We start from the raw sequence: 11,869 nt of genomic DNA, 5'->3' as shown, positions 1-11,869 counted from the left end.
CGGCTTGCCGGCGCCCTCGGCGCGTCGCGGCGCTGTAGCCCGCGGGCACGGGCATCTCTCCCTCCTCCTCAGGCCGGCGCGCGCAGTTCGCGCCGCAGGATCTTGCCGACATTCGACTTCGGCAGCGCGTCGAGGAAGACGATCCGCCTCGGCACCTTGTAGCCGGCGAGCGCGCCCCGGCAGTGCGCGATGACCTCCGCCTCGCCGACGCTCGCGCCCGGAGCCTTGACGGCGTAGACGCGGACCGCCTCGCCGCTCCTTTCGTCGGGGACGCCGACGCAGGCGCATTCGGCGACGCCGGCGCAGGCAGAGACGGCGGCCTCGACCTCGTTCGGATAGACGTTGAAGCCCGAGACGAGGATGATGTCCTTCTTGCGGTCGACGATCCTGACGTAGCCCTCGGGCGTGAAGACGCCGACGTCGCCCGTGCGGAAGAAACCGTCGTCGGTGAAGGCGGCGGCGTTGGCGGGCTCGTTGTTCCAGTAGCCCCACATCACCTGCGGCCCGCGGGCGCAGATCTCGCCGGCCTCGCCCTCGGGCACCTCGCGGCCCTCGTCGTCGAGCAGCCGGATCTCGGTCGATGGCAGCGGCAGGCCGCAGGTGCCGGAGAAGGCCTCCCCCGATGAAGGGTGCGGGGCGATCGGGTTCAGGCAGAGGATCGGCGAGGTCTCGGACAGGCCGTAGCCTTCCTTGATGTGGTGGCCGGTCAGCGCCTTCCACCGTTCCGAGGTCGCCGGGATCACCGCCGCCCCGCCGCCGATGGCGATCTTGTAGTTCGAGAGGTCGATCTCCTCGAACCGCGGGTGCATGGTGAGCCCCTGGAAGAGCGTGTTGACCGCCGGCAGCACCGAGATCCGCGCGTCCCGGATCGCGTCGATGAAGGCGTCCATGTCGCGCGGGTTCGGGATCAGAACCGCCCGGGCGCCGATGGAGGCATAGGCGAGCATCATCATCAGCCCGAAGATGTGGTAGAGCGGCAGGGCGAGCACGAGCACCTCGGCGCCGGGCTCGGTCGCCTCGGGCAGGAAGGCCTTGAACTGCGCGGTATTGGCGACGAGGTTCCGGTGGCTGAGCAGCGCGCCCTTCGAGAGGCCGGTGGTGCCGCCGGTGTACTGGAAGAACAGGATGTCGTCGCCGGTGAGCGCGACCGGCTCGAAGGCGAGCCCGGCGCCTTCCGCGAGCACATCGGCGAAGCGGACCGCGCCTTCGAGCCGGGGATCGACCGGCGGCGTGGGAAGCGCCCCACCGTCGAGCGCGCCACCGGGCATCCCGTCGCCGGGATCGATGGTGATCACCGTCCGGACCGGCGTCTCGCCGATAATCTCGGCGAGCGTCGGGGTGGAGCCTCCGAAGATGAGGATCGTCTCGACGCCGGCGTCGTTCAGCTGGTGCGCCAGTTCGCGCGGCGTGTAGAGCGGGTTGACGTTCACCTGCGCCGCCCCGGCCCGGATGATGCCGAGCATGGCGATCGGAAAGGCGAGGATGTTCGGGCACATCAGCGCCACGCGGTCGCCGGTCCTCACCCCGAGCCGGGTCCGCAGCCAGGCGGCGACCGCGGTCGCGGCGGCGTCGATCTCGCGGTAGCTCATCGTCTGGCCGAAACACTCGAAGGCGGGCTTGTCGCCGAAGCGGGCGACGGCCGCGTCGAAGAGCGCGACGACCGAGGGACAGGCATCGGCGTCGATCTCCCGCGGCACGGGCCTGCCCTGGGGACTGGTCGGGGACATGTTCACTTTTCCACCCTTTCGCGGTTCACGCGGCCCTCGCCGCCGTTCGCATGTGTTTGTTCCGATTTGTTTGTTCGCATTTGTTTTCCGGGCCGGCGCGATCAGCCGGCGGTCGTGTTTCTCAGGAGGCCGGCTTCCTCAGGAGGTCGGCGATCGGGGCGATCGTCCGCTCCGACCCCGCGCGGGCGAGATCGGCGAGTTCCCTGGCGTAGGTCGCCGACATCTCGACGCGGTGCTGTGCGAAACCCGCCTGAAGCTCCGCGAGCGCGCGCAGGTTCTTCGCGCGGGCGGCGGCCCTGGTCGCGCCGGGCATGGTCGATTTCGTCTCGTCTTGCGTGGTCATGTCGGTCTCATCGTTTCGGGGGGGAGGGGCGCTCAGAACGGCGCGGTGATCGAGAGGCCGATGCCGAGCGCGTCGTTGTCCCGGAAATCGGCGCTTGCCAGAGGGCCCTGGATGTCCGAGCTGCCGAGCCGGCGGTACTCGACACCGCCGCTGATCCTGACGCCGGAATCGGTGGTGTAGCTCGCGCCCGCGCCGAGGCCGAAGGCGCCGTCGGTCGGGTTGAGGGGGCCAAGCGTCTTGCCGATGGCGGGCTCGTAGACCACATGCGCGGCGCCGGCCCAGTGCGCGTTGAACTGATGGCCGATGCCGAGCTTGTAATTCCAGATGTTGTAGTCCTTCGAGGCGAGGATCGCGTCGAAGTTCTCGGCAAGCCCGGGGGCGCGCACCTCCCAGCCCTCGTAGTTCGTCCAGCGCATCGAACCGAAGAGGAGCGTCCTCGGGGCGATCCCGGTCTGGAAGTCGAGATTGATCGACCGGGGCATGGAGATCGGCGTCGTGCCCGCGACGGTCCGGCCGCCGGCGGCGTCGGGGAAGGTCTCGCGCGAGTCGAGCTCGAAGTCGATCGCCGAGGAGAAGGTCAGGGCGATCCGCAGCGCCTTCTCCGGGATCTCGTAGGCGGCCCCGACCACGAGGCCCAGGCCCCAGTCGTCGTCCCCCTCGAAGGAATAGCCCGACAGCGGCCCGTAGGCGGCGCCCTCGGTCGCCGCGTCGCCGCCGAAACGGGCGAGGCGCAGGCCGCCGTGCAGGCTGAAATTCCCGTTGATCCGGTAGCGCAGGAGGCCGGTCGCCGCGATCGAATGGAAATCGGCGAAGGCGCCGCCGAAGGCGAAATCGCTCGGCGCATAGGCGAGATCGGCGCCATAGGGCTCGTCGATGATCAGCGCGGCGGACCATTTCTCGTTGAAATCCATCTTCACGCCGCCGCCGTAGCGCAGGAAATCCTCGGCGGAATCGTCGCTCCCGTTGCCGAGGGAGTCGGTGCCGGTGACGGTCGGCATGCCGTAGGCGAGTTCGAGATTGACGACATCGCCCTTCTCGAAGAGCAGCGTCACCGGCTGGCCGGATTTTTCGAGACCGCCGGCCAGGGCGGCCGAGGGGGCGGCCAGGGCCAGAACAGCCGGGGCCAGAACAGCCAGAGGCAGGGCGGTCAGAGCCAGAGCGGCCGGGGGCAGGGCGAGGAGGGGGAATTTCACGGGGTTCGCTTCCTGAGGCATGGGTGAGGGTCAGAGAACGAAGCGGACCACGAGGATCGCGGCGCCGAGCAGGAACAGGGTCTCCGCCACGACGAGGGCGAAATGGCGCGGGCCGAGGTCGAGCATCGACTTGATCGAGGTGCGGACGCCGAGGGCGGCGATGGCGACGGTCAGGAGCCACTGCGACGCGTTGGTGGCGGCGATCCGCGCGGCTTCGGGGACGGCGCCGGTGCTGTTCAGGATCACGCAGGCGACGAAACCGATCAGGAAGGTCGGCAGGCCCGCGCCCTTGCCCGCGCCGCCGCCGAGGAGCGTGATCGCGAGAAGCACGAGCGGCAGCATGGCGACGCGTTCGAGCTTGACGAGCGTGGCGACGCCGCCGGCGGTCTCGCTCACCGAATAGCCGACGCCGACGACCTGGGCGACGTCGTGGATGGTCGCCCCGATCAGGAAGCCGGTCTCGGTGTCGTCGAAGCCGAGCAGCCGGGTCACGATCGGATAGGTGATCATCGCCACGGTCGAGAGCGCGGTGACCGCCATGACGGTGAAGAGCGTGTCCTTCTCGAGATCGCCCCGCCTCGGCAGCACCGCCGCGATCGCCAGCGCCGCCGAGGCGCCGCAGATCGCGACCGCGCCCCCGGTCAGGAGCCCGAAGCGCCAGCGCCGGCCGAGGATCGGCGCCGCGACGACGCCGAAGCCGATCGTGGCGACGAGAAGGCCCGCGGTCGCGAGCACCGTGTCGCCGCCGAGCGAGGTGATCTCGGTCAGGCTGAGCCGGAAGCCGAGCAGCGCCACCCCGGTCCTGAGCAGCGTCTTCGAGGCGAAGTCGATCCCGGGCGCGCAGCGGTCGTCGGTGGCAAGGAAGTTGAAGGCGATGCCGAAGAGCAGCGCGAAGAGCATCACCGGCGCGCCGTAATGGTCGGAGACGAAGCGGGCGGCGGCCGCCACTGCGAGCGCGAGCAGCACCCCCCGGTAGGAATTGGCGCAGATCGCCGTCGCGCGCTCGAGGCCGGCGCGGAGGCGGGAGCCGTGTTCGATCGCCGCGGGCCGGATCGTCTCGGGCCGGGTCGCGGCGGGGGCCAGGGTGGTGTGTCCGGGGGTGGGGTAGATGGTCGACGGGGGCATTGCGATCTCCTCCAGGTGCGCCTGTCGCGCTTGGCCGGAGGGATAGCGGCGGCGGCGCCTCCCGGTCCCCCCACCCGTGGAGGGGGTATGGCCCGCGTCTCCTGGTTCCGCGCCCCCTGGCCCGCGTCTCTGTGGCCCGCATCCTCTGGCCGGGGGGGCGGTGCGTCACGACAGGCAAAGCGAAAGCCCGCCCCCGGACTTGGGGGCGGGCCAGGGAGCGAACCTAGGAGGCGGGCTCGGAGGTCAGGCCTGGCGCGTATCGCGCGGAGCGGCCGGTCAGTGGGCGGCGGCGACGGCCCCCGGGACGGCCGAGGCCGCCGGTTCGTTCGGCACGGGCACGGGCGCCGGCGCGCGCCAGTTCTCCGCCGCGGCGCGCGTCGCGGCGTAGCTCGCGAAGCCGAGGCGGAAGAGGAGCAGCCCGGCGAGGCTCGCGGTCACGCAGGTCGCGACGATCGCGGTCCCGATGGCGGAGGCGTCGCCGATCACGTAGTCGGTCAGCACCCCGACCGCGACCGGGCCGAGGCCGGCGCCGACGATGTTGAGCACCGCCGTGTAGAGCGCGGCGATCTGGCCGCGCATCGGCGCGGGGGCGGTCTCCTGGATGATCACGGTTCCGACGCCGATCACGGTGAAGGAGAAGACCGCGCCGAGGGCGAGGAACACCACCGAGGCCGCCTCTCCGCCGCCGTGAACCATGCCGGTGCTCGCGACCGCCATGCCGACGCAGCTCAGCATGCCGACCCGCAGATTGGCGGTCGCCACCCCGCGCTTGCGCCCGCGGTCCGCGAGCCAGGCGCCGCCGAGCGCGCCGACCGGGCCCGCGACGGTCAGGATGACGCCGAGAAGCTTGCCGACTTGCGGATAGGTCCAGCCGAGCTCGCGCACGAAATAGGTCGGCGCCCAGCCGGTCCAGCCGTAGACCGCGAGAAAGAGCGATCCGGTGCCGAGCATCACGGCGGTGAAGGTGCGCGCATTGCCCTTCAGGAAGTCGATGGTGGCCGAGAGCGGCACGCCCGGCGCCTGCGCGCCGCGCGCGGCCCCCGCCCGGCGCGGCTCTGGCACGATGAGCATCAGAAGCCCGATCGCGACGCCCGGTAGCCCGACCGCGATGAAGGTGGCCTGCCAGGGTTCGAGCGCGCCGAGGAGCGGCACGACCGGGGGCGCCACCGTGAAGAGGCCGAGCAGGAGGCCGCCGGCGAGCAGGCCGAGACCCGCGCCGACCGGGCCGCCGGTCCCGAGAATGCCCATGGCGCGGCCGCGCCGCTCGGGCGCGAACAGGTCGGCGAGGAGCGAGACCGCGCCGGGGATCAGCACCGCCTCGCCGACGGCGACGCCGGTCCGCGCGGCGACAAGATGCCAGAAGTCGGTGGCGAGCCCGCTCGCGGCGGTGGCGAGGCTCCAGAGCGCGATCCCGGTCGCGATGATCGCCGGGCGATTGCCGCGGTCGATCATCCGGGCGATCGGCAGTCCCATGACCGCGTAGAAGGCGGCGAAGGTGAAGCCGTGCAACAGGCCGATCTGGGTGTCGTTGACACCGAGCGACGCCTGGATCGGCCCGACCAGCAGGGTCAGGATCTGCCGGTCCATGATCGAGAAGATATAGGCGAGCAGCAGGATGCCGACGGCGTACCACGCCCATCCGGCTCCCGCGGCCGTCGAAACGGCCGGGTTCGTTCTTTTCATCTGTTGGGTTCCTACGGGATTTCGAGAAAGGCAGGCGTCATGTCCGCCGGGGCTCCGGCGATGGTCCGTCTCGTTGGCGGGTCCGGGAGGCCCGCCCAGTTCAGGCCGCCCAGTTCAGGCTGCGATTTCAGGCCGCGATTTCAGACCGCAGCGCGGCGAGGGTCGCGCAGGTGCGCCGGGCCGTGGCGGGGCAGGTGACCTCCCGGCCATCGATCGCCGCGCAGATCGCCGCGAGGCGGGCGCAGGGCGGAACGGGTGCCATCGTGACGGGTGCGATCGCGATGGGTGCGATCGTGACGGGTTGGGGCCGCGGGTTCATCGTGTTTCCTCCATCCTGGCGCTTCTTGGCGTCGATGATCCGAGCGTATCCGCCACCTCCCGATCCGGTCCCCCCACCCGTGGAGGGGGGCGTGGCTGGCGCGCGGCGGACGGGCGCGCGCTCGCTCGCGATGCTGCGGAACCGCCGGTCGCGCGCCCCGCGGGCGTGGTCCCCCGCGGGCACGCAGCGCCAGAGGGATCAGCGCCAGAGAGATCATCGGCCGGGATCATCGGCCGGATAATGGGCGGGATCATGGGCGGGAGGAGGGCGCGGAGCCCCGGGTTGGATTGGCGCGGGGCTCAGCCAGCGTCCGAGACTCGGGACTCAGCCGGCCCGAGGTTCAGCCGGCCCGGGACTCAGCCGTGGCGCATCGCGGCGCGGGCGCGCGGAGGTCGCCCGGTACGCCCAGCCCTTCGTCGGACCGCATGCGCTCGACGAAGAGCCGGATGCATCCGCCGCAGCGCGGCGCCTTGCCGAGCGCGCGGTAGACCTTGCCCGGGGTGATCAGCGTATGCGCGTCGGAGGCGCGCATCCAGGCGATCGTCTCATGGATGTCGCGGTCGGTCACGCCGGTACAGGAGCAGATGATCATGGCCGCGCCTCCCGGCCAGCGGTTCCCGCCCGCGTGCCGGCGGATGGGGGAAAGGCGGCGCGGGCGCGGTCCAAGTTCATGCGCGGATTCAGGTCCGGATTCAGGTCCGGATTCAGGCGCGGGTTCATGGCGGTCTCTCCCATCGGGTGGCTTCTCGCAGTCCTTGATCCGATGCTATCGGCGGCCGGGCCGCCCCGCCCCCCACCCGCGGAGGGGGGTGATCTAGGCGGCGCGCGGATCGCGCTCCGGGTGGATCGCGATGATCTCCGCGGTGCCGAGGATGGCGCGGCGGAGGCGCGGGAGGACCGCCCCATCGCGCTCGATCCGGGCGCGCAGGCCCCGCCAGAGGCGCGGCGGGGCCGCGACGACCGTGGCGCCTTCGCTCTCGGCGAGCGCGCGAAGCGAACCGCCGTCGAGCCACGGTCCGGCGAAGACCAGCGTGGCGCCGGCCTGCCAGGCGGCGACGAGAACACCCCACCCGCCGGCCCGCGCCATCGGCATCGCCGACAGGACGATCTCCGCCCCGTCGAGTTCGAGTTGCCGTTCGGTGGCGTCGTCGTCGGTGGTGCCGATGTCGGGCGGCGGCGAAAGCCGGCCGTCCCGTCCCTCCGCGGAGAGGGCGCCGGGGGTCCCGTCATCGAGCATCGGCCAGTCGAAGGTGTCCGGAGCGCCGGCGAGGAGATCCTCGTAGCAGACGAGCCTCGCCTCGGCCGGCGGGATCGGCATGCCCGCGCGGTCTGTCAGCGCGACGAAGCTGGTCGCCGCCGGCAGCCGGGGCGCGATCTCCTCGATCAGCGGCATGAAGGTCAGGTCGAAGAACACCATGCGGGCGCCGGACCCGAGCGCCGCGCGGACGATCGCATCGGGATGAAGCCCGGGATCGAGCGCCTGCGCGATCACGCCGGAACCGCCGGCGGCGAAGGCGATCTCGAGGTGGCGGTGGCCGGTCCAGGCCAGGGTCGCGATGTGATCGCCGGCCACGAGCCCGGCGCCCGCGAGCGCGCCCGCGAGCCGGCGCGCCCGCGCCGCCAGTTCGGCCCGGGTCAGGCGGTGGAGATCGCCCTCGACCCGGTACGACACGATCTCGCCGCCGGCGCGGGCCGCCGTCTCGACGAGCCTGGCGACGGGAGACCGGCGGAGGACGGAACCGTTCATGGTGCCCTCCCGGGGGTTCAGGGCCTGAGGACCGTCGCCCCGACCGTGCGGCGCGATTCGAGGGCGCGATGCGCCTCGGCGGCGTCGGCGAGCGCGAAGCTCTGGCTCGGCTCGCTCTCGATCTGGCCGGCGAGCACCCAGCCGAAGACCTCGCGCGCCATGTCGAGCATATGCGCGCGCGGCGTCGCGTAGTGGATCATCGCGGGCCGCGTCAGCCAGATCGACCCCTTCATCGCGAGAAGCGTCGTGTCGACGACGACCGGCCCCGACGAGGTGCCGTTGCTGACGAGGACTCCGCGCGGCTGGAGGCTGTCGAGCGAGGCCATCAGCGTGTCCTTGCCGACCGAGTCGTAGACGACCGGCACGCCCTTTCCATCGGTGATCTCGCGGACACGGGCCGCGATATCCTCGCGCGAGGTGACGATGACATGCGCGCAGCCGTTCGCCCGCGCGACCTCGGCCTTCTCGTCGGTCGAGACCGTGCCGATCATGGTGACGCCGAGCGCGCGCGCGAGCTGGCAGGCGATGAGCCCGACGCCGCCGGCGGCGGCATGGTAGAGGATCGTCTCGCCGCCCTGGAGCGGATAGACCTGCCGGAACAGGTACTGCGCGGTCATGCCCTTCATCATCAGCGTCGCCGCGGTCGAATCCCGGACGCCATCCGGGATCGGGATCAGCACGTCGGCCGGCATCACCCGGACATCGGAATAGGCGCCCTGCGGCCCGAGCAGATAGCCGACGCGGTCGCCCGGGCGGATGTCGGTGACCCCGGGGCCGACCGCCTCGACGACGCCCACGGCATCGGAGCCGAGCCCGCCCGGCAGCGGCATCGGATAGCGGCCGGTCCGGAAATAGACGTCGATGAAGTTGACCGCGACATAGGTGTGGCGCACGCGCGCCTCCCCGGGTCCGGGCTCGCCGACCTCGACCGGCACGAGCCGGAGGACTTCCGGGCCGCCGGTCTCCTGGATGCGAATGGCGTGGGACATGGTTTCCTCCCCTTCGGCCCGGACGGTCAGGCGACCGCCCGGGCTCCGGTTTCGAGTTCCGAGATCAGGCGCTCGGCCATCGGCCATTCGCCGAAGCCCGAGGCCGGGTTGAGATGGCCGACCGCGCCGAGGTCGACGAGACGGGAGCCCCAGCCGCGCGCGAGTTCCGCGACGCGGCCGAAGGCGCCGAGCGGATCGTCCTGGCTGGCGGCGACGATGCTCGGGAACGGCAGGCTTTCGCGTGGGACCGGCAGCCAGCCGCCGGCCTCGAGCGCGGCCATGGTCGGATAGCCTTCCGGCATCGGCCGCTCGAAATCCGGCGGGGTCGCGAGCAGCGCGCCCAGCACCGGCCGGCGGGTCGTGCGCGCCCAATGTGCGAGCATCACGACCCCGCCGCTGTGCGCGACGACGACGAGCGGCCCTTCGACCGCCCGGGCCGCGCGCTCGATCGCGTCGCAGCGCTTCGCGCGGTCGAGGTCCTCCCGGCCCATCGGCGGCACGGTTCGGACCCGGGTGAGCCGCGTGGCGAGCACCGTCTGCCAGTGCTCGGCCACATGGTCGCGCAGGCCCGGGACGATCAGGACGGTTGCCCCGGACATCGCTGGTTCACTCCGCCGCGTGCTGCCAGACGCCGCGCTGGCCGGGAAGCCGGTTCGGCGCGAAGCCGTTGCGGGCGAGCGTCTCGTCGGCCGAGCCGTAGAATTCGCCGATCCGGTAGATGCGGCGGGCTTCCTTGCCGGTCGCGATCTCGCGGCCGAATTCGCGGGAGATCCGCGTGATCTGCTCGATCTGCTCGACGGTGCCGAATTTCGCCGTGCGGCTCTGGTTCCAGATGTTGTCCTCGATGCCGACACGGACGTGAAGGCCCATGGCGATCGCCATCATGTTGACCGGCAGCACGTTCAGCATCGACGATTCAAGCGTCAGCACCGCGCCATCCGGCACCGCCCGGACGAAGTTCGCGAGGTTGTAGATGTTCGGGGCATCGAAACCGCCGCCGATCGCGACCCAGGTCAGGATCAGGGGCACGTTGCAGGCATTCCGGCGCATCATCCGCTCGACGGTTTCGAGCTGGGTGATGTTGGCGAGCTGGAAATGCGTCTGGATTCCCTTTTCCGACAGCCGGCGGATGTGCTCCTCGACCCATTCCGGGCCGGCGGGAACCGTCATCTCGCGATAGGCTTCATAGAGCATCGGATCGGCGATCGAGGTGCCGGCGATGTCGGCGTCGTTCATCTGCTCGACGATGTTCATCTGGTTGGTGTTGATCGCGATCGTCACCTGATCCGGCGCGGGCGTCAGCTCGGCGAGCATGTGGCGGGTGTCATCGGAGAGCCATTTCGCATCCGCGCCCTCGCCCTCGGGGGCGAAGGAGATCGAGCCGCCGACCTGCAGGATCATGTCGGGCACCGCGACGCGCAGCCGGGCGAGAAGCTCGTTGTACATCGAGAGCCGCTTGGAGCCCTTGCCGTCGAGCTCGCGGACATGCAGGTGCAGCACCGTCGCGCCGGCGTTGTAGCAGTCGACCGCCTTCTGGACATGCTCGTCCATGGTGACGGGAATATCCTCGGGGAAGTCCGCCGGCATCCATTCGGGGCCGTAGGGGGCGGCGGTGATGACGAGCTTTTCCTGGTTTTCGGGAAAGAGCGATCCATCCATGAAGTTCATGGTTCAGTCCTTTCGGTTCGGGATTTCGATTCGGGATTTCGGGAGGGGTGACGGCCGGGGCTACCGGCCGGTCATCAGGTCAGTAGGGCAGGTCGCCGACGATGCCCGCGCGTTCCATCTTCCGGTGGCAGGGCGCGTAATCCATCACCGCGTAGTGCTGCGTGGAGCGGTTGTCCCAGAAGGCCACGCTGTTCGGCTTCCAGCGCCAGCGGACCTGAAACTCCGGCACGAAGGCCTGGGAGATCAGGTAGTTCAGGAGCTGGCTGGCGCCCGGGGAATAGTCCTGGCCGAAACGCACGTTCTCGGCGGTGTGGAAATTGGTGAAATGGGTGGTGAAGGCATTGACGAAGAGCACCTTCTCACCGGTTTCGGGATGCGTCCGCACCACCGGGTGCTCGGCGTCCGGGAACTGCGCCTTGAGCGCGAGCCGCTTCTCGGCCGGCATCGCCGCCCCGAAGCTCGCCTCGATGCTGTGACGCGCCCGAAGCCCCGCGATCCGCGCCTTGATCTCCTCCGGCAGCCGCTCGTAGGCGGCGGCCATGTTGACCCACATCGTGTCGCCGCCGACCTCGGGGCATTCGACGCAGCGCAGCACGCAGCCGAAGGGCGGGCGCTCGCGCCAGGTCGCATCGGTGTGCCAGGCGTTCTCGTAGCGATCATTGGGCGAGTCGGGCGACTTGTAGATCCGCACGAGGCCCGGATGCTCCGGGTCGCTGCCCGCCACCGGATGATCTTCCAGCTCGCCGAAATTGCGCGCGAAGGCGACATGATCGGCGCGGCTGATGTCCTGGTCGCGGAAGAACAGCACCTTGTGCCTCAGGAGCAGGGCGCGGATCTCGGCGATCGTGTCGGCGTCGCGAGCCGCCTCGCCGAGGTCGATGTTCAGGATCTCGGCGCCGATCGCGCCGGTGAGCGGCTCGACCCGGATCGCGGTGAGCCGCGCCGAGATGCTGGCGGGGGCGCCCGGCCTGGTGGCGGCTTCAACCACTGCGGTCATTCTCTGGTTCCTCCTCTGGATCCGGTCCCGGGGCGTTCCGTGTCGCCCCCATCGGCCGGCTTCATGCGGGATAGATAG

13 protein-coding genes are annotated in these 11,869 nt (G+C 70.8%); all 13 read right to left on the bottom strand.

Going from position 1 to position 11,869, the window contains the following annotated elements; genetic code table 11:
- Positions 1–68: 68 nt before the first annotated feature.
- Positions 69–1,727 (bottom strand): AMP-binding protein, encoded by a 1,659-nt coding sequence (locus tag ACLJK8_RS11840; protein WP_413150475.1) that lies wholly within the window; start codon positions 1,725–1,727, stop codon positions 69–71.
- Between the two features lie 121 nt (positions 1,728–1,848).
- Positions 1,849–2,070 (bottom strand): phasin family protein, encoded by a 222-nt coding sequence (locus ACLJK8_RS11835; protein ID WP_413150474.1) that lies wholly within the window; start codon positions 2,068–2,070, stop codon positions 1,849–1,851.
- A gap of 32 nt (positions 2,071–2,102) precedes the next feature.
- A complete protein-coding gene (locus tag ACLJK8_RS11830) occupies positions 2,103–3,263 on the bottom strand; it encodes an OmpP1/FadL family transporter (protein WP_413150473.1) in 1,161 nt (386 codons plus the stop codon).
- A 30-nt stretch (positions 3,264–3,293) separates the two neighbouring features.
- Entirely contained in the window at positions 3,294–4,388 is a 1,095-nt protein-coding gene (locus ACLJK8_RS11825) for a YeiH family protein (protein WP_413150472.1), read from the bottom strand.
- A 276-nt stretch (positions 4,389–4,664) separates the two neighbouring features.
- Positions 4,665–6,071 (bottom strand): MFS transporter, encoded by a 1,407-nt coding sequence (locus ACLJK8_RS11820; protein WP_413150471.1) that lies wholly within the window; start codon positions 6,069–6,071, stop codon positions 4,665–4,667.
- A 127-nt stretch (positions 6,072–6,198) separates the two neighbouring features.
- A complete protein-coding gene (locus tag ACLJK8_RS11815; protein WP_413150470.1) occupies positions 6,199–6,390 on the bottom strand; it encodes a hypothetical protein in 192 nt (63 codons plus the stop codon).
- A gap of 340 nt (positions 6,391–6,730) precedes the next feature.
- Positions 6,731–6,982 carry a bacterioferritin-associated ferredoxin gene (locus tag ACLJK8_RS11810; RefSeq protein ID WP_413150469.1) on the bottom strand — a complete coding sequence of 84 codons (252 nt, stop codon included), beginning with the start codon at positions 6,980–6,982 and terminating at the stop codon, positions 6,731–6,733.
- The gene (locus ACLJK8_RS11805) at positions 6,979–7,110 is read right to left on the bottom strand and encodes a hypothetical protein (RefSeq protein ID WP_413150468.1); all 132 of its coding nucleotides are present in this window, start codon (positions 7,108–7,110) and stop codon (positions 6,979–6,981) included. Before ACLJK8_RS11805 ends, ACLJK8_RS11810 begins: the two co-directional genes overlap by 4 nt.
- A gap of 94 nt (positions 7,111–7,204) precedes the next feature.
- A complete protein-coding gene (locus ACLJK8_RS11800; RefSeq protein WP_413150467.1) occupies positions 7,205–8,137 on the bottom strand; it encodes an AMP-binding protein in 933 nt (310 codons plus the stop codon).
- A gap of 17 nt (positions 8,138–8,154) precedes the next feature.
- A complete protein-coding gene (locus tag ACLJK8_RS11795; protein ID WP_413150465.1) occupies positions 8,155–9,126 on the bottom strand; it encodes a quinone oxidoreductase family protein in 972 nt (323 codons plus the stop codon).
- 26 nt (positions 9,127–9,152) lie between these two features.
- Positions 9,153–9,725, bottom strand: coding sequence for an RBBP9/YdeN family alpha/beta hydrolase (locus ACLJK8_RS11790; RefSeq protein WP_413150464.1), 573 nt, complete (start codon positions 9,723–9,725; stop codon positions 9,153–9,155).
- Between the two features lie 7 nt (positions 9,726–9,732).
- Positions 9,733–10,794, bottom strand: coding sequence for a 3-keto-5-aminohexanoate cleavage protein (locus tag ACLJK8_RS11785; protein WP_413150463.1), 1,062 nt, complete (start codon positions 10,792–10,794; stop codon positions 9,733–9,735).
- 79 nt (positions 10,795–10,873) lie between these two features.
- Positions 10,874–11,791, bottom strand: a complete 918-nt coding sequence (locus ACLJK8_RS11780; protein WP_413150462.1) for a TauD/TfdA dioxygenase family protein — start codon at positions 11,789–11,791, stop codon at positions 10,874–10,876.
- Positions 11,792–11,869 lie beyond the last annotated feature (78 nt).

Source organism: Amaricoccus sp. W119, assembly GCF_047275745.1.
Classification (GTDB): Bacteria; Pseudomonadota; Alphaproteobacteria; order Rhodobacterales; family Rhodobacteraceae; genus Amaricoccus.
This window is presented reverse-complemented; position numbering and strand designations above follow the sequence as displayed.

What these genes read in the sequence shown, in the direction of transcription:
- ACLJK8_RS11815 (WP_413150470.1), bottom strand. Translation starts at nt 6,390, where the DNA reads ATGAACCCGCGGCCCCAACCCGTCACGATCGCACCCATCGCGATCGCA.
- ACLJK8_RS11835 (WP_413150474.1), bottom strand. Translation starts at nt 2,070, where the DNA reads ATGACCACGCAAGACGAGACGAAATCGACCATGCCCGGCGCGACCAGG.
- ACLJK8_RS11805 (WP_413150468.1), bottom strand. Translation starts at nt 7,110, where the DNA reads ATGAACCCGCGCCTGAATCCGGACCTGAATCCGGACCTGAATCCGCGC.
- ACLJK8_RS11820 (WP_413150471.1), bottom strand. Translation starts at nt 6,071, where the DNA reads ATGAAAAGAACGAACCCGGCCGTTTCGACGGCCGCGGGAGCCGGATGG.
- ACLJK8_RS11840 (WP_413150475.1), bottom strand. Translation starts at nt 1,727, where the DNA reads ATGTCCCCGACCAGTCCCCAGGGCAGGCCCGTGCCGCGGGAGATCGAC.
- ACLJK8_RS11785 (WP_413150463.1), bottom strand. Translation starts at nt 10,794, where the DNA reads ATGAACTTCATGGATGGATCGCTCTTTCCCGAAAACCAGGAAAAGCTC.
- ACLJK8_RS11795 (WP_413150465.1), bottom strand. Translation starts at nt 9,126, where the DNA reads ATGTCCCACGCCATTCGCATCCAGGAGACCGGCGGCCCGGAAGTCCTC.
- ACLJK8_RS11810 (WP_413150469.1), bottom strand. Translation starts at nt 6,982, where the DNA reads ATGATCATCTGCTCCTGTACCGGCGTGACCGACCGCGACATCCATGAG.
- ACLJK8_RS11800 (WP_413150467.1), bottom strand. Translation starts at nt 8,137, where the DNA reads ATGAACGGTTCCGTCCTCCGCCGGTCTCCCGTCGCCAGGCTCGTCGAG.
- ACLJK8_RS11780 (WP_413150462.1), bottom strand. Translation starts at nt 11,791, where the DNA reads ATGACCGCAGTGGTTGAAGCCGCCACCAGGCCGGGCGCCCCCGCCAGC.
- ACLJK8_RS11825 (WP_413150472.1), bottom strand. Translation starts at nt 4,388, where the DNA reads ATGCCCCCGTCGACCATCTACCCCACCCCCGGACACACCACCCTGGCC.
- ACLJK8_RS11790 (WP_413150464.1), bottom strand. Translation starts at nt 9,725, where the DNA reads ATGTCCGGGGCAACCGTCCTGATCGTCCCGGGCCTGCGCGACCATGTG.